The organism is Nocardia sp. NPDC004711, assembly GCF_053601595.1.
This window is the reverse complement of sequence record NZ_JBSGCB010000056.1, coordinates 40,192-55,910: the sequence shown is the minus strand read 5'-3', so window position 1 is coordinate 55,910 and position 15,719 is coordinate 40,192. Positions and strand designations below refer to the sequence as shown.

Below are 15,719 nucleotides of genomic sequence, written 5' to 3'. Positions count from 1 at the left end.
GCATGGTCACGCTGGCGACGACGCCGCCAGCATCAAGCCCGGTCATCGCACTACCGACGGCGCGGCCACCCAATCACCTGAGTGCAGTTGCAGTACTAGGGGAACGAAGTGGTGGCGGGCCTGGGCGGCGAAGAGGGCGGCGGCGCGGCGGGCCCGGGTGGCATCGTCCCGGATCAGCCAGGTGATGAGTGGATCGTCGGAGAACGCGATGCCGAGCACGCGCGCCAATTCGGGAATGTCGGACATTTGCGCTGGGCGCACGGTGATCCCCATGCGTTCACGGTAGCTGTTCGGCGGCCTCCGCATGAGGTGTGACGAGCTGCTGTGCCGCATCGTGATCATGGGTGGGGATCACCGGCAGGAGCTGTTGCGCCAGGTGCAGCCGGTGCAGGGTCTTGAAGGTCAGGTCGCGATTCTCGTCGACGAAAATGCCTGGGAAGCCGGACTTCTGGCGCACCTTCTCGATCTGCAACGCATGCCAGGCGGCATCGCCCGCCAGCAAGATCCACCCGCGCGCGGTGTGCGCGAGCAGGCCCACGCTGCCGGGCGTGTGGCCCGCGAGATCCACCAGGACCACGCTGCCGTCGCCGAACAGGTCACGGCTGCGGGTGAAGGTGAGCACCGGCGGGCCGTCGAGGTCGTACTCGACCGTGGGGCGGTCCACCAGTGCATCGCGCACACCGCCGACCGGCGCGACCGGCCCGGTCATGACCCAGTCCTTCTCTGTGCTGTGGAGGTGAACCGGCAGCCCCGGGAAGTCGAGGAGTCCGCAGACGTGGTCCCAATGCGCGTGCGTGGGCAGGGCGAAATCGAGCGCGGGCAGGGTGGGCTCGGACTGCAGGCCGGTGATGGTCGGGATTGTCTCGACGGGCGGGCGCACGATGGGACGAATGGCCGCGGGCAGCTGCGCGATGGCGCGGTGCTCCGCATCGATGCAATAGCTCGGATCGACGATGAAGGTGGCGTCGGGATGCTGGACGACGAACGAGGTCAGCGAGCTGGCGATGCGTCGCGGTGTGAACACCCCCTCCACGATCGCCGCGGTCGGCGCCGAGCGCGGAAACTGCGGCAGCGGCGTGACCGTGACGGTGCGCTCCGTCGCCGGCAGCCCGGCGTCGGTGATGGACCGCAGGAACCGCTGGTCGATGGGCCGCGGCCGGACCGCGCCGTGAATGGAACTCACTGCCGCGGTGCAGCATTGGACGATGGTGGACTTGCGCACTGGATCGGACATGCTGGAACGCTAATACTTAAGGTCGACATGAAGTAAAGGGGTAAATCGTGGCCACAGCCCAGGACATGAGAATCGGTGACGCCGCTGCGGCGCTCGGTGTGGAGACGCACGTGCTGCGGCACTGGGAGTCGGTCGGCCTGCTCGCGCCGCCGCGCAGCCCGTCGGGTCACCGCAGCTACAACGAGTACATCCTCGACTACGCTCGCATGATCCAGACGCTGCAGCGAACCGGACTGTCACTGGAGCAGATCCGGCAGCTCGGCGTGAGCGGGTATGACGGCCGTCGGGACATCATCGCCGACCGCCGCGCCGAGGTGCGCGAGCGCATCGAACTGCTGGAGGCGACGGACCGGTTCCTCGAGCACCTGCTCGAATGCACCCATCCGATCATCAGCGAGTGCCCCGACTGCTCGGGGTTCGTAGCGCGGGCGCACGCGCGGCGAGCCGCGGAGTTCCCGGACCGCCCCTAGGCTGGGCGGTGGAGTGAGCGCTCACAGTCGCGCGGCGTGAACCGATACAAGGTGTGGGGACGCGGGGGGCGCCCGCCAAGGTTCCCGGACCGGGAGGAGTTGGGAAATGCGCTATCGCACAGGGATTCTCGCCGCGCTGGGGGTCCTCGCACTCGGCCTGACCGCCTGTTCGTCGAGTGCGTCCACCACCTCACCACCGGCGACACCGCCGGGCGTCACGGGCGGGGCCACGGTCGCGGGCGGGAGCACCGCGGCTCCCGCCATCCCGCCGAGTTCCCAGGAAGCAAAGACCACGGCCCCGGCGCGGCAGGCGGCCTGCGGCGCGGGCCAGGTCGACGTGACCGCCGATGTCATGTCCCCGGCCACCGGGCACCGGGGCGTGAAACTCACTTTCAGCCTCGCCGCCGGCGCGGCCCTCTGCACGCTCACCGGCTATCCGGGCGTCGACACCGGCGCGGGCGGCCCACTGCTGTACGCCGATCGGACCCCGCGCGGATACATGGGCGGTCTGCCGCAGGGCAGCGACGAACCGCCCACCGTGACACTGGAATCCGGCCGTCCTGGTGCCGCGGTCGTCGAGGGCATCGCCGTCGACGCCTCCGGCAATCACTGTCCGCTGTACGCGAATCTGCAGGTCACGCCGCCGGATTCGACCGACACCCGCACTGTCACAGCGACTATCGACAGCTGTGCCCTGCACGTGCACCCGGTCACCGGGTGAGGCCCGGCAGCTACACCCGAACCGTGTTGTCGGTGGTGACCACCACGCGCGCGCCGTGTGCCGGAACGTGGGTGATGTTGCGCATCCGCGACGGTTCGCTGCCCGCCCCGTCGGGCAGTGAAAGCTGGTAGCGGGTCAGGATTTCCCGCAGTACCGCCGTGCCCTCCATGAGCGAGAACCCCGCGCCGATGCAGCGCCGCACCCCGCCGCCGAACGGCAGCCAGGTGTTGGCGGCGACCGAACCGTCCAGGAACCGCTCGGGCCGGAAGGTCAGGGCGTCCGGGAAGGCTTCCGTGCGCCGATGTGCCAGCAGGATCGAGGTCGCGACCACGGTTCCCTTCGGCAGTTCGTATCCACCGAGTGTCATGTCGCGGGTAAGTCGCCGTCCGGTCCCGCTGATGACGGTGTGCAGGCGCATGGCCTCCTTCAGCACCGCCTCGAGGTACTTCTCGTCCCCGTCGTGCGCCGCCCGGCGCGCCAGGTCCTGAACATCCGGGTTGGCGGCCAGCTCGTGGCAGGCCCAGGACAGCGCCGACGCGGTGGTCTCGTGCCCGGCCAGCAGCAGTGTCACCAACTGGTCGCGCAGTTCCTCGTCGGACAGCGGTACGTCGGTGGAGTTCTCGCCGGAGCCGACCGCCAGCAGCCGCGACAGCACATCGGTGCGCGCCTCCAGGTCCGGATGCGCGCGCCGCTCCGCGATCTCGCTGTAGAGCAGCTCGTCGATGGCGTTCTGGTTGTCGCGGAAGCGTTTCCACGGCCCGCGCCGTTCCAGGAACGGATACTTCCAGCCGAAGAAGATGATCGGATCGATATTGACGATCCGGCGCAGCCGCGGCGCCAGCTGGGCGCGGCGGCGTTCGTCGGTCATGCCGAACACCACCTGCATGATGACATCGAGTGTCAGGTCGTTCATCGCGTCGAGCGTGAGCACCGTCGACCCCGACACCCACCGGTCGACATGTGTCGCGGCGATGGTGTCGACCAGCCCGCGATATCCGCGCAGCGACGAGCCGACGAACGCCGGCATGAGCAGCCGCCGCGCCCGCGCGTGCTCGTCCTCATCGGTGAGCAACAGCGAATGTTCGCCCATGATGTGCACCAGCAGTCGATTGCCCTCGCCGGCGTGCAGATCCGCGGGGTCGGCGGCGAAGATCTCGCGGATGTGCTCTGGCCGCGAGAACACCACCAGGTTCTCGGCATAGGGCGCGACCAGATGGAGCGTGAAGACGTCGCCGTAGCGGCGCGCGGACCGGCGCACCAGGGTCCCGCGCCATTTGCCGTAGAGGGCGGTCTGCACCGCGCGTGGCAGCGGCGGTCCGGGTGGAAAAGCGGTGCCCACGATGCCTGATCCCTTCACCTGGCCGCCTCGCTGCGGCTGAAACGCTTGTCCAACAGCGTAGAACGCGGGCGAACCCGAGGGGAATCCGCTGACGGTATAGGACAGCACCTGACCTAGTTGGTTCCTACCGTGGACGCATGACGATTTTCGAGCCCTTCCGAATCGACATCCCGGCCACCGACATCGAGGATCTGCGGACCCGCCTGGCCCGCACCCGCTGGCCCGCGGACCTGCCCGGGGTGGGCTGGACCTACGGCATTCCGACGGCCTACGTGCGGGAGCTCTGCGAGTACTGGGGGAGCGGCTACGACTGGCGCATCCACGAGGCCGAGCGCAATCGCCACCCGCAGTTCCTGACCGAAATCGATGGTCAGCGCCTGCATTTCGTGCACGTCCGCTCGCCGGAGCCGCACGCGCTGCCGCTGGTGCTGGTCCACGGCTGGCCCTTCGCGGACTTCACCGGCATGATCGGCCCGCTCACCGATCCGCGCGCCCACGGCGGCAATCCCGCAGACGCCTTCCACCTGGTCATCCCGACCCTGCCGGGCTTCGGCTTCTCCGGTCCCACCCACGGGCCGGGGGACGCCTCGACCGAGCGCAGCGCGGAACTGATCACGAAACTCATGGCCGCGCTGGGTTATGGAAGATACGGGGCGCACGGTGGTGACGCCGGGTCCTTCATCGCGCCACAGATGGGCAGGATCGCGCCGCAGCACCTGGCCGGTATCCACCTCAACGACCCGATCACGATCCCGGCCGGGGACATCGACCCGGCCGACCTCGGCGCCCGAGACCGGGAGAAGCTTGCCCGGTACCAGGACTGGAACCGGTTGGAGACATCCGGCTATGCGGGCATGCACTCCACGCGCCCGCAGACTCTCGCCCCGGCGATGTCCGATTCGCCGGCCGGGATGCTGGCGTGGGTCCTGGATGTGGTCAACACCTACAAGGATCCGGCGAAGCCGACACCCGATGCGGCGATCGACCGCGACCTGCTCCTCACCGCTCTGTCGCTACTGTGGTTCACCGATACCGCAGGCTCCTCCATGCGGCTCTACAAGGAATCCCGGCAATGGGGTGCCGCACCGGCCGATTCCGGCGTTCCCACCGGTGTCGCGGTCTTCCCGGGCAGCAGCAGTATTCGCGGTGTCGCCGAGCACCGGAACACGATCGTGCACTGGTCGGAATTCGATCGCGGCGGCCACTTCGCCTCGACGGAAGCCCCCGATCTGCTGACCGCCGATCTGCGAGACTTCTTCCGAAAGTTGCACGGACCTAACGAATAACGCACCGCCGCAAGAAGTTCCGCCGCTATCCCGCCGATCTCTGGCAGGATGGCGGCATGGCCGAGATCCACAGGACGACCATGGCGCCCACCAAGCTGGAGCTGCTGGCGCGGTGGCTGCCCACCCGGCACTGGTACTCCGGTGCCGAGTCGCCGGTCCTGTCCAAGTCCGGCGGCTTCCGGCTCGACGATCCGGTCGGCGAGGTCGGCATCGAGCTCATGGTCGTCACCGACGCCTCGGGCGCGGAGCCGGTGGCGTATCTGATCCCCATGACCTACCGCGGTGCGCGGGCCGGGGACCTCGACCGCGCACTGATCGGCACGTCCGAACACGGCGTGCTGGGCCTGCGCTGGCTCTACGACGCCGCGTACGATCCGGTCTTCATCGAGCAGGCCGCTCTGCTGCTGACCGGCAAGGCCACCGCCCAGGACCAGAGCACGAGCGACACCCCCGACCTGACCGTGCACGTGGTCCCCGGCGACATTCTCTGGCCCGCACCCGGATTCCGTCCGACGGTCATCGACACCGATACCCACACCGATATCGCCTTCGATTCCGACCGCTCGACCAACGCGGGCGCGGAGCTGATCCGTGTCCACCGCCGTCTCACCACCGGACCGGCGCTGGAGCGCGACCGCAGCCACGTCGACGCGCTGTGGTCGGCCGCGGACGGACCCTCGTCACGCGGCGTGTTCCTGAGCGCTCCGTAGACGCGGGCCGGCCGGTGACACACCGTACGTCACCGGCGGACCCGGGCGTGGCTCAGTGATGTTCGAGATCGTCCTTGATCTCGCTGAGGGCGTCGACCGGAGTGAGGTTCTGGCCCTGGGGGTTCTGCCCGAGCTGGGGCCAGCCGTGGCCGTCCTGTCCGAGCAACTGGGTCCAGATGTCCCGCAGCATGCGGCGGTCGTCGTCGGTGAAGCTCATGTCGTCTCCTGTGAGTAGGGCGCGGAATTGGTCGGGGCTGCCACGGAAGGCATCCACGTCCAGGGAGCGACCGGCCACCGAGCCGCTGTCGCTGAATTGGAACACCGCGACCTCGGCGCCGCCGTAGGGCTGCCAGCCGATGTCGTCGTCACCGGGGTAGATGGCCGAGGCGTAGCCGGAGCGGCCGTCGCCGTAATTCGAGGTCATCAGCGGCGGAATTCCGCTGAGGTCGGGTGAGCCCATCGTGCCTTCCCAGTACCAGTGCGGCAGGTACGAGAGTGCGACGCGCACACCACGATTCTCGATAGCGGTGCGCACCGCCTCGAACACGCCGATGTCGCCGGAGTTCAGCTCGTGGTCGAGCATGGCCGGGATCCCGAGATCACCGAGGTGATCGACGAACAGCGCAGCCTGGGCGTCGGCGTCGACATCGCCGCGCACGTAGTGATAGCCGACCAGGATCTTGCCGGCCGCCAGGGTGGCGTCGCGGAACGCGGGCCAGGAGTCGTCGGTGTAGTAGTCGCCCTCGCTGACCTTGGCGATGACGAACTCGAATCCCTCGGCGAAGACCTCCGTGAGGTCGAGTCCGCCCTGGTAATTCGAGATGTCGATGCCGAAAATCGTTGCGTCGGAAGTCATATCGGGTCCGTTCTGGACAGCCGATCCGGTGCCCGTCCGTTTGCTGTGACCCGAGTAAAGCGGGATCGCCCGTCCGATTCCTCACCCGAACAGATGAATTTCCCTGTGATAACTCGCTGCGCTCGGCCGATAAACTGGTATCACCTCCGACCGGGGCTCGGCGGCCGGGACGTGATCGTTCTTGATGGGGGGCGGGACAATGGACATGGGGGAGACGGGCATCTCGCTCGCTCGCTTTTCCGAGCTGATCGCGGAGATCAACCGTGCAACAGGGCAGCCCGGCGCGTGGACCCGCGCACTGCGAGCCATCACCGACAGCCTCGGCGGCCACCATGGCTGCCTCGTCGCAGCACAGGGCGGGCGGCGGTACATGATCGCGAGCACCACCGCGGGGCTGCGGGATAGCTACAACGAGCGTTACGGGCGCATCGATCCGTTCGCGGCCGTGCTCGAATCCGCGCTCACCGCAACGGTGCTCACCGGTAGCGAGCTGATCCCACCGGATGGCGGGCGCCGGCATCCGTTCTGCACCGGCTGGGCCGCGCCACACGAGCTCGGGGTCGGCGTGTTCGCGCGGCTGGCGACGCCGGGCTCCTGGATCGCCGTCTATCCGCGCGCGGACCGGAACCTGGACCGCGTCCTGGCCGAACGGGTGCTGAGGTTGTTCCTGCCGCACCTGGACCACGCCCTCGGCATCGCCGCGCGACTGGCCGATGCCGTCATCGACCGGGATCTCGCGCTCAGCGTGCTCGACCGCCACCGGCACGGCCTGGCCCTGGTATCCGCTTGCGGCCGTGTCGATTACGCCAACCCGGCGGCGCTGGCGATATTGCGGGCCGGCGACGGTCTGCGCCTGGGCGCCGTGGCGCGCCTCGAATCGAACGACCCCGCGGTGTCGAGTCGGTTGCGTCGCCTGCTGGGGGCGGCCGCGCAGACCGGCCCGTCGAATGCCGCGGCCCGCCTGCTCATTCCACGCGACCGCGACCGGCTGCCGCTGACCGTGTCGATCCTGCCGCTCTGCCCGAGTTCGCAGGAGTCACCCCGCCGCGCGGCTCTGATGGTGATCGTCGATCCCGAACGTGAGGAGCCCGGCGGCCGCGAAACCCTGCGCGAGCTCTACGGACTGACCCGGGCCGAATCGCAGGTCGCCTTCGAGGTTCTGCGCGGCAGTGGGCTGGCGTCGGTTGCCGAGGAGCTCTATATCTCGGTCAATACCGCGCGCACCCACCTGCGCCAGGTGTTCGCCAAGACCGGCACCTGCCGGCAGGCCGAGCTCGTTCGCCTGCTCTCGTGCGTGCTCTCGGGTGCCGGGCAATTCGCCGACGGGCGACGCGCCGGTGCCGGTGAGAACGCAAACGTCCAGTTACCTGGGTAAATCGGTCATATCATTGATGGATGCCCGCCAATCGGATCGAGGGGCGAACCGATGTATTCGCCGACTGGGCTTGGCAGTCGCTGGTCGTGACCGGCGGCTGCTCGGTGGTGCTGGGGTTGGTGATGGCGGTGTGGCCGGACAAATCGCAGACGGTGGCGGGGATTCTGTACGGGCTCACGCTGGTGGCGTCGTCGGCGGTGCAATTCGTCGTCGCGTTCGGGGCGCGGATCGCCACCGCGTTGAAGGTACTGGAGGTGGTGAGCGCGATCATCGCGCTGGTGCTGGCCGCCTGGGCGTTCACCAGCGGTGAGTGGGTTGCGTTGCTGTCCTTGTGGATTGGGATGGCCTGGGTGGTGCGGGGCATCGTGCAGGCCATTGTGGGCGTGTGGTCGGAGCAGTTCGCGGGGGCGGGCCGGCTGGAGGTGGTCGGGCTGTTGACGCTGGCCGCCGGTGTGATGGTCGGGGTGGTCCGGTTCGAGTCGCTGACATCGCTGTCGATCGTGGTGGGCCTGTTGACCATTGCCCTGGGTGTCTCGGAAATCCTGCTCGGCGTGCGGGTGGAACGCGGGGTCGTCGGAACCGCCTGACAATTGCCGTGGTCGAATACCGGATCGCTCTCGCGTAACTGACCAGTCTGAAATTCGTCAATTGCCCAAAATTTGCCGATAGGTTCGGAATCGCAGCCGGGGCGTCGCTGGGAGCAGGTCGGCCACTGGTTCGATCTCGCATCTGGGCCAATGTGCCGAGCGCAAGCCGGAATCCGTTCATCCGGATACCTCCGGGCTCGGTAGGGTTCGGCGGGTGGCGAGGATTGCGTTTCTGGGTGTCGGGCGTATGGGTGCGGGGATGGCGGGGCGGCTGGTGGCTGCCGGGCACGAGGTGACGGTGTTCAATCGGACGCCGGAGAAGGCGGACGAACTCGTCGGGGCGGGAGCGGCATTCGCGGCGACCCCTCGGGAGGCGGTGCGTGGCGCCGAGGCCGTTTTCGCCATGGTGGCCGACGATGACGCCTCGCGGGCGGCATGGCTGGGCGCGGATGGCGCGCTGGCGGGGGAGTATGCGCCCGGCGCGTTCGCGGTGGAGTTTTCCACCATCTCCCGGCCGTGGGTGCTGGAGCTGGCGAAACATGCCGCAGCACAAGGTCTTCGTTATCTCGACTCACCGGTGACCGGGCTGCCGGATGCGGCGGCGGCAGGGCGGCTGACGCTGTTCGTCGGCGCGGACGTTGCGCATCTCGACGCGGCGCGGCCGCTGCTGGCGCCGCTGTGCACCGACATCGTGCATTTCGGCGCGGTCGGGGCGGGCACGAGCTACAAACTCATCCAGAATCTGCTGGGCTCCATTCAGATCGCCGCCACCGCCGAAGCGCTGCGCACCGCCGAACTCGCCGGACTCGATCTGGCCGTCGTCACCGACACCCTGTCGCGGGGTGGGGCGGCCAGCCCCACCGTCATCCGCATGTGCCAGGAGATGACGGCCGGCGTTCACGACCGCGATATCGCCTTCACGGCCGCGCTCCGACTGAAGGACACCCGGATCGGCGTGGAACTGGCCGATGCGGTCGGCACCCCCGCCGCCCTCGGCCACACCGCCGAGCAGATCTTCCAGCGCCTGATCGACGCCGGGCACGGCGACCTCTCCGAAACCAAACTCATCGACCTGCTGCGTGACTGAAACCTCGATCCGCCACCGCTGCGGCCGGTCGCTCGGCACATGCTGTTCCCGTGAGGCGATCCTGACGATCGAATGGCTGTTGCACGCGGCCACCTATGTGTCCGTGCCCGCCTGGCGGAAGGCTCCGGTGTGAATTGTGGCCCACTGCCGGAAGGTTCGCGGTGCACGGCCGCTGACCTGCTCGACGGTGGGCCGCACGATGGACTCGTCGATCGCGCCGGCGACGTAGAAGTCGAAGAACGCGTCCACGTATTCGACGGGCGTGGATTTCAGCATGTCGGCGCGGGCGTCCTCGTCGCTCAGGCCGACGCATTCCAGGTCCCAGCCGAGCACGTCGCCAAGAATGGCGAAGCGCCCGCTGCCAGCGCCTGCACGAGTTCGGAGCCGACATTGCCGGTCGCGCCCGTCACCAGAATCATCTCCCGCCCTTCGGGTCCGGGCCGGGTACCGGCTGTCGGTTCAGGCTGTCACGAAAAGCGAACGGGTGCAAAGCATTCGATAGGCGGTAATCAGGGCAGATCGTAGGCGGTGGCGTGGCGGGGCTGATACAGCCCGATCTCGCCGGCGCCGGGCACCTTCAGCATGGTGAGCATGCCCCAGCCCGCATTGGTGACCTCCGAGGTGAATTCGACGCCCTTCGCGTGCAGGTCGTCCATGGCGGCGGCCAGGTCGTCGCACATGAGGTACAGCTCGGCGCGGCCGCTGTCCGGGGCGGCCGCGGGATGGACCGCGAGTTCGGCGGGCGGTGACTTGAAGATCAGCCATCCGTCGTGGGCGTCGACGTGGGCCAGGCCGAGGACATCACGGAAGAAGGCCCGCGCCGCCTCGGCGTCCTCGGCATACAGGATGGTGTGTGCGCCGGTGATCATGCGCTGACGCTAACAGCGGGCGGCGCTTTCGGCCCGTAGGCGAGCGGTCATGGTGTCGGCCAGTTGTGCGGCGAATTCGGGTGCTTCGGTGCGCATTCCATTGTGGGCGCCGGGGAATTCGGTGACCTCGCGGCCGATCCGGCGGGCGATCTCCACGGCGGGGCGGTACGGCAGGCAACCCCGCGTCTCGCGCCCGACTGCCAGGACCACCCGGTCGGCCACCGGGGACAGCGCCTCGTAATCGGGCAGGTACGAGGTGAATTCTCGTAGTTCGTACTCCAGCATGAGCGGACCGTTGGCCGCCAGCCGCGCCCACATTTCGGCAGCGCGCGGCGGTAGCTCGGCCGGCACGGGAGACGGCTTCATCGCATTGCCGATCCCGGCCAGGAAGCGCGCACCCGCCGCGGCCGGGCCCCCGGTGCGGAACAGCGTGTAGACCTCCTCGATCATGGCGCGCTGTTCGGCGGCATCGGGAAGCACCGCGAAGCACGGCGGTTCGTGCGCCACCAGGAGGCGCACCCGATCCGGATGCCGGGCCAGTAGATCCAGGCCGACGATCGCACCCGCACTGCCGCCGACGACGAACGCGGGCTCCTCGGTGAGATGGTCGAGCAGCCGGAACGCGTCATCGCTCTGCACCTCGACCAGCTGTGTCTGCTGCGGCCCGTCCAGCACGCTGCGCGAATACCCGCGCGGATCCAGCGACACCACCGTGAACCGATCCTCGAGCACCTCGGCGATCGGATCGACCGAGGCCGCGTCACCCCCGCCGCCGGGCAGGAACAACACCAGCGGCCCCCTGCCGCGCACCTCGTAGTAGAGGGACGCGCCGGGTACGCGCAACATCTCGGATCTCATTGCGGTAGTTCCTCTTTCGAATTCGGACTGCATGGCAACCGCAGTCGGCGGAACAGCACCCAGCCTAGGTATATAAGGGTAAAACCTAATGTACATAGGTTCGGAGGGTTCGCCAAACGAGATTCCGGCTCGGTTCGATGGAGCGCGGATCAGTCGAGCTGGGAGATGGTCCGGTCCGGGGTGCAGCCGCAGGTCTCACCGATGCTGAGCTGGACCGCGATCGGCGCCGCAGGGGCGTTGGCGGACTGTGGATTGCCGGCGGCATCGAGCACGCGGGACAGGGCCGTGCGCGCGATGTCGCCGATCGGCTGTTGCACGGTGGTGAGCATCAGTGGGGCATAGGCATTCGCGGTGTCGGCGTCGTAGCCGACCAGGGCGACGTCCTGTGGTATGCGCAGGCCGGTGTCGGCGACCGCCCGTACCGTCGCGGCGGCCTGAGCGTAGGTTCCGATCACCATCCCGTCCGGGGCGGGGCGCTCGGCCAGGTATCGGCGCACCGCACGATAGGCGCCCTCCGGAGTGAGATCGGTGGGAATCCGCTCTGCCGCAGCCGATCCCACGACGGACAGGTAGCCCTCGTAACGTTGGGCCACCGTCTCGCGGTCTCCGTGTGCGACCTCGTCCGGGGTGAATCCGCCGACGAAGACGATGTTTTCGCGGTGATGAGTCTGTGCGAGATGACGGGCGGCGAGCCGGCCCGCGTCCACGTGGTCGGCGCCGACGACGGCGGTGTCGATGTGGTCCCGATTGTTGTGGACCCAGACGATGGGAATGCGGGCCTGCCGGCACAGCTCGGCCGTGGCGCGGCCATTCGCGCCGCCGACCACGATCAAGCCCTCGATGCCGGAATCCGCGAACGCGGCGGCGAATTCGATCTCGCGTTCGGGGTCGTATCCGGTGTTACCGATCAGGGTCAGATGGTCGCGCTCCCGCGCCTCGATCTCGATGCGGCCCACCAGGGTGCCGAACAGGGGCAGCCGCACATCGGGGACGAGCAGGCCGAGGTGCCGCCAGCGTCGTGGCCGGCGCAGCGCCCGGGCCGCACGGTCGGGCCGGTAGTTGAGTTCGTCCAGAGCCGCGACGACACGGGCGCGCAAGGCGTCGGAAACCGGGCGCGGCCCGTCGTTGAGCACGTAGCTGACGACCGCGGTGGAGGTGCCCGCCCGCCGGGCCACATCGGCGAGGGTCGTGCGTTTGGCAGTCACGTTCGTCCTACTCTCGTCGCTCGCGGGCCGGGCGGCCATGCTTGAAATCGTTCTGATTCTTACAGTCTGCGCACGCGCAACGTTCCACGCAAATCGATTAGATTCGTAACATCCACGACCTGATCGCTTAACAGCCGACTGATGGAGTGAATACATGGCCTTCGTACGACTCACGGGCGTGACCCATTACGAACCGGATTCAGCACATGACAGCTACCTCCTGTTCAGTGGCGCGGACTCGATCACCCGTCTCATCGACATGCACGGCGTGGTGTGCCACCAGTGGCCCTACGCCGGTGTGCCGCCCCGCATTCTCGACCCCGCACTGACCGGCGGGCGACTCGGCGACCTCGGTGTACAGCTGTCGCTCAGTGGCGACCCGCGTGGCGGCATCTACGCCAACGGCACTGTGGGGCAATTGAACTGGGACGGCGAGCAGGTCTGGGAATGGGGTGCGCAGGCCCCCGGGGGCGCGGCGCGCCAGAACCATGACTGGGAGCTGCTCGACAACGGAAACCGATTGCTGCTGGTCACGATTCCGCGGGTCGTCCCGCAGTTGGGTCCCGCCGTGGTCGGCGACCAGGGGCTGTACGAGATCGCCCCCGACGGGTCGATCGTGTGGAAATGGCGTGCGGGCGACCACCTCGATGAGCTCGGGTTCTCCGAGGCGGGGTGGAATGCGCTGCGCGAGACCGTCGCTCGCGACCCCGACGATCCCTGGGGAGTGCTGGAGATCAACAGCGCCAAGACACTCGGCCCCAACCGCTGGCACCGAGCCGACCCCGGCACGGTGTTCCAACCCGGCAACATCCTGATCAGCAGCCGCAAGGCGAACGTGATCGCGCTGATCGACAAGACCACCGAATCCATTGTGTGGAAACTCGGTCCGTACTTCACCGCCGAGGCCGGGGCGCAACATCAGCGGATCAACGCGCACAAGGTGCCCCGGCCGCTCGATCAGATCTCCGGACAGCACAATCCCCACCTCATCGCCGACGGCCTGCCCGGCGCCGGCAATATCCTCGTCTTCGACAATCAGGGCGGCGCCGGCTTCCCGCCCGCACCCCTCGGCATCTACGCGGGATCGCGGGTCCTCGAGATCGATCCGTCGACCGAGCAGATCGTCTGGCAGTACACCGCCGAGGACTCGGGACTGCCGTCGTGGACATTCTTCAGCTCGTTCGTGAGCAATGCCCAGCGCTTGCCGAACGGCAACACGCTCATCACCGAGGGCATGAACGGCCGCATCTTCCAGGTGACGCCGGACGGTCAGGTGGTGTGGGAGTACCTGTCGCCGTACGAAGGTCACGGCGTCGCCGGTGAGCCGGAGGTCCACGAACCCCGGGTGCCCGGCGTGGATCGGCTCAGCCGCACCCGGCTGGTCTATCGAGCCCAGGCGGTGCCGTTCGACTGGGTACCCCTGGGCGCTCCGGTCGCACACTCAGGAGGACGAATCCCATGACATCGAGTCTGCAAACCGCTGCGGTGAGCATTCGGTCACCGCTGGCCGGCACCACCGCCGACGAACGGCCGCGGAGAATTCGGCCGTTCGCGCGCCTCGGACCGCACTGGAGGAAGGCCGGGGGCACCGTGGCCGGTATCGGTCTCGCCGCACTCGTCTGGTCCGTGGTGGCGGCCACCGGAATCTTTCCGCGCCAGCTGTTTCCGACCGTGGCGCAGATTCTGCGCGCCGGACATACGCTGTGGGCCGATGACCTGTTGATCTCGGATGTCGCGGCGAGCCTGCGGCGGGCACTGGTCGGGCTGGTCGTCGGTGCGGTCACGGGCGTCGTCGCGGCGATTGTCACCGCGAACACCCGAACCGGGCATGGGCTCCTGCAGCCGGTGCTCCGTTTGCTCGCACCGGTCCCGACCATCGGTATGGTGCCGCTCGCGATTCTGTGGTTCGGCATCGGCGAGAACAGCAAGATTCTGGTCATCGCGCTCGGCGTCGTCGTTCCGGTCTGGATCAGCAGTCATTCCGGATTCGCGGGCACCCCGGCCGACTATCTGCAGGCCGCCCGCTGCCTGGGCGCGGGGCGCTGGCAGACGCTGATGCGGGTCATCGTCCCGGAGGCGGTGCCCGATGTGGTGGCCGGCGTACGGGTCGGCGCCGCAATGGCATTCGTGCTGATCGTGGTCTCCGAGATGACCGGCACCACCGCCGGGATCGGCTATCGCATCTATCAGGCACAGCTGTTCTCACAGGCCGACCGGCTGATCTTCTGCCTGCTGGTGCTCGGTGTGCTCGGCGCGGTCTGCGATCTGCTCATCGCCGCGATCACCGCGCCGATCCAGCGCTGGGCGCGGGAGGTGAACTGACCATGGCCATCGCCACCCGAGACCTGACGGTGCACTTCCCGAACGCCGCGCACCCCACGCTCCACGGGATCGATCTGACCGTGCCGGACGGTTCGTTCACTGTCCTGGTGGGGGCATCCGGAAGCGGGAAATCGACGCTGCTGCACTGCCTCGCCGGGCTCATCACCCCGACGTCAGGCACGGTGACCGACAACGGCGCACCGGTGCTCGCGCCCGATCCGCGCCGCGGCGTCGCCTTCCAGCGTGACGTGTTGTTTCCGTGGCTGAGTGTCGCGGGCAATATCGACTTCGCCCTACGGGCACACGGGGTTCCGGCCCGGCTGCGCCGCAGCCGGATCGACGAGCTGATCGGCCTGGTCGGACTGTCCGGTGAGGTACGCGGCAAACGACCCACGCAGCTCTCCGGCGGAATGCGCCAGCGTGTCGGGATCGCGCGCATGCTCGCCGGTGAACCCGACATCATGCTGATGGACGAGCCCTTCGCCGCACTCGACGCGCTCACTCGGCTGAAGATGCAGGACCTGCTCATCGACCTGTGGAATCGGCTGCGCCGCACCGTCGTCTTCGTCACCCACGACGTGGACGAGGCGATTCGGTTGTCCGACACCATCAGTGTGCTCGGCGGCGGCCGGATCACCAACCGGATCCCCAATCCGCTCCCACGACCCCGCCCCGCCGACGCCCTCGCCGACCAGCCCGGCTACAGCGAGCTGCGGCGCATCCTCCACCACGAACTCGGTGTCGAGAGCGTGACGGCGTAGACCGGCACCTGTTGCCGGCCAAGCGATTCAGCCCAATCC

Annotated in this window: 18 protein-coding genes; 10 read left to right on the top strand and 8 right to left on the bottom strand. The window is 68.2% G+C overall.

What is annotated here, in order from left to right:
• Window positions 1-42: 42 nt before the first annotated feature.
• Together ACWEKS_RS39145 and ACWEKS_RS39140 are read right to left on the bottom strand one after the other, a co-directional pair.
• A complete protein-coding gene (locus ACWEKS_RS39145) occupies window positions 43-273 on the bottom strand; it encodes a hypothetical protein (protein WP_452344778.1) in 231 nt (76 codons plus the stop codon).
• 4 nt (window positions 274-277) lie between these two features.
• Window positions 278-1,234, bottom strand: coding sequence for an MBL fold metallo-hydrolase (locus ACWEKS_RS39140; protein WP_452344777.1), 957 nt, complete (start codon window positions 1,232-1,234; stop codon window positions 278-280).
• A 47-nt stretch (window positions 1,235-1,281) separates the two neighbouring features.
• Here ACWEKS_RS39140 and ACWEKS_RS39135 point away from each other — a divergent pair, with 47 nt between their 5' ends.
• A complete protein-coding gene (locus ACWEKS_RS39135) occupies window positions 1,282-1,704 on the top strand; it encodes a MerR family transcriptional regulator (RefSeq protein ID WP_452344776.1) in 423 nt (140 codons plus the stop codon).
• Between the two features lie 106 nt (window positions 1,705-1,810).
• Window positions 1,811-2,425, top strand: a complete 615-nt coding sequence (locus ACWEKS_RS39130) for a DUF4232 domain-containing protein (RefSeq protein ID WP_452344775.1) — start codon at window positions 1,811-1,813, stop codon at window positions 2,423-2,425.
• Between the two features lie 10 nt (window positions 2,426-2,435).
• Here ACWEKS_RS39130 and ACWEKS_RS39125 read toward each other — a convergent pair whose 3' ends face one another.
• Window positions 2,436-3,764 carry a cytochrome P450 gene (locus ACWEKS_RS39125; protein ID WP_452344774.1) on the bottom strand — a complete coding sequence of 443 codons (1,329 nt, stop codon included), beginning with the start codon at window positions 3,762-3,764 and terminating at the stop codon, window positions 2,436-2,438.
• Between the two features lie 137 nt (window positions 3,765-3,901).
• Here ACWEKS_RS39125 and ACWEKS_RS39120 point away from each other — a divergent pair, with 137 nt between their 5' ends.
• Both ACWEKS_RS39120 and ACWEKS_RS39115 read left to right on the top strand, forming a co-directional pair.
• Window positions 3,902-5,050 (top strand): epoxide hydrolase family protein, encoded by a 1,149-nt coding sequence (locus tag ACWEKS_RS39120; protein ID WP_452344773.1) that lies wholly within the window; start codon window positions 3,902-3,904, stop codon window positions 5,048-5,050.
• A gap of 56 nt (window positions 5,051-5,106) precedes the next feature.
• Window positions 5,107-5,760 carry a maltokinase N-terminal cap-like domain-containing protein gene (locus tag ACWEKS_RS39115; protein WP_452344772.1) on the top strand — a complete coding sequence of 218 codons (654 nt, stop codon included), beginning with the start codon at window positions 5,107-5,109 and terminating at the stop codon, window positions 5,758-5,760.
• Window positions 5,761-5,812: 52 nt separating this feature from the next.
• Here ACWEKS_RS39115 and ACWEKS_RS39110 read toward each other — a convergent pair whose 3' ends face one another.
• Window positions 5,813-6,616, bottom strand: a complete 804-nt coding sequence (locus tag ACWEKS_RS39110; RefSeq protein WP_452344771.1) for a glycoside hydrolase family 25 protein — start codon at window positions 6,614-6,616, stop codon at window positions 5,813-5,815.
• A 205-nt stretch (window positions 6,617-6,821) separates the two neighbouring features.
• Here ACWEKS_RS39110 and ACWEKS_RS39105 point away from each other — a divergent pair, with 205 nt between their 5' ends.
• The 3 genes from ACWEKS_RS39105 to ACWEKS_RS39095 all read left to right on the top strand — a co-directional run bounded on the left by ACWEKS_RS39105 (window position 6,822) and on the right by ACWEKS_RS39095 (window position 9,665).
• Window positions 6,822-7,991, top strand: a complete 1,170-nt coding sequence (locus ACWEKS_RS39105) for a helix-turn-helix transcriptional regulator (protein WP_452344770.1) — start codon at window positions 6,822-6,824, stop codon at window positions 7,989-7,991.
• Window positions 7,992-8,011: 20 nt separating this feature from the next.
• Complete coding sequence (locus ACWEKS_RS39100) at window positions 8,012-8,578, top strand: DUF308 domain-containing protein (protein ID WP_452344769.1); 567 nt, start codon at window positions 8,012-8,014, stop codon at window positions 8,576-8,578.
• 214 nt (window positions 8,579-8,792) lie between these two features.
• Window positions 8,793-9,665, top strand: coding sequence for an NAD(P)-dependent oxidoreductase (locus ACWEKS_RS39095; RefSeq protein WP_452344768.1), 873 nt, complete (start codon window positions 8,793-8,795; stop codon window positions 9,663-9,665).
• Between the two features lie 93 nt (window positions 9,666-9,758).
• Here ACWEKS_RS39095 and ACWEKS_RS39090 read toward each other — a convergent pair whose 3' ends face one another.
• The 4 genes from ACWEKS_RS39090 to ACWEKS_RS39075 all read right to left on the bottom strand — a co-directional run bounded on the left by ACWEKS_RS39090 (window position 9,759) and on the right by ACWEKS_RS39075 (window position 12,597).
• Window positions 9,759-9,998: a hypothetical protein gene (locus tag ACWEKS_RS39090; RefSeq protein ID WP_452344767.1), complete on the bottom strand. Its 240-nt coding sequence runs from the start codon at window positions 9,996-9,998 to the stop codon at window positions 9,759-9,761.
• Window positions 9,999-10,174: 176 nt separating this feature from the next.
• Window positions 10,175-10,534 carry a VOC family protein gene (locus ACWEKS_RS39085; protein WP_354832850.1) on the bottom strand — a complete coding sequence of 120 codons (360 nt, stop codon included), beginning with the start codon at window positions 10,532-10,534 and terminating at the stop codon, window positions 10,175-10,177.
• Window positions 10,535-10,543: 9 nt separating this feature from the next.
• Window positions 10,544-11,392: an alpha/beta fold hydrolase gene (locus ACWEKS_RS39080; RefSeq protein WP_452344766.1), complete on the bottom strand. Its 849-nt coding sequence runs from the start codon at window positions 11,390-11,392 to the stop codon at window positions 10,544-10,546.
• A gap of 149 nt (window positions 11,393-11,541) precedes the next feature.
• Window positions 11,542-12,597, bottom strand: coding sequence for a LacI family DNA-binding transcriptional regulator (locus ACWEKS_RS39075; RefSeq protein ID WP_452344765.1), 1,056 nt, complete (start codon window positions 12,595-12,597; stop codon window positions 11,542-11,544).
• 154 nt (window positions 12,598-12,751) lie between these two features.
• On the opposite strand from ACWEKS_RS39075, the gene ACWEKS_RS39070 reads away from it, so the two are divergent.
• Genes ACWEKS_RS39070 through ACWEKS_RS39060 form a run of 3 tightly spaced genes read left to right on the top strand, consistent with a single transcriptional unit; the run spans window position 12,752 to window position 15,680 of the window.
• Window positions 12,752-14,059, top strand: coding sequence for an arylsulfotransferase family protein (locus ACWEKS_RS39070; RefSeq protein ID WP_452344764.1), 1,308 nt, complete (start codon window positions 12,752-12,754; stop codon window positions 14,057-14,059).
• The gene (locus ACWEKS_RS39065) at window positions 14,056-14,919 is read left to right on the top strand and encodes an ABC transporter permease (RefSeq protein WP_452344763.1); all 864 of its coding nucleotides are present in this window, start codon (window positions 14,056-14,058) and stop codon (window positions 14,917-14,919) included. The genes ACWEKS_RS39070 and ACWEKS_RS39065 overlap by 4 nt, the downstream gene beginning before the upstream one ends.
• 2 nt (window positions 14,920-14,921) lie before the next feature.
• Window positions 14,922-15,680, top strand: coding sequence for an ABC transporter ATP-binding protein (locus tag ACWEKS_RS39060; RefSeq protein WP_452344762.1), 759 nt, complete (start codon window positions 14,922-14,924; stop codon window positions 15,678-15,680).
• Window positions 15,681-15,719 lie beyond the last annotated feature (39 nt).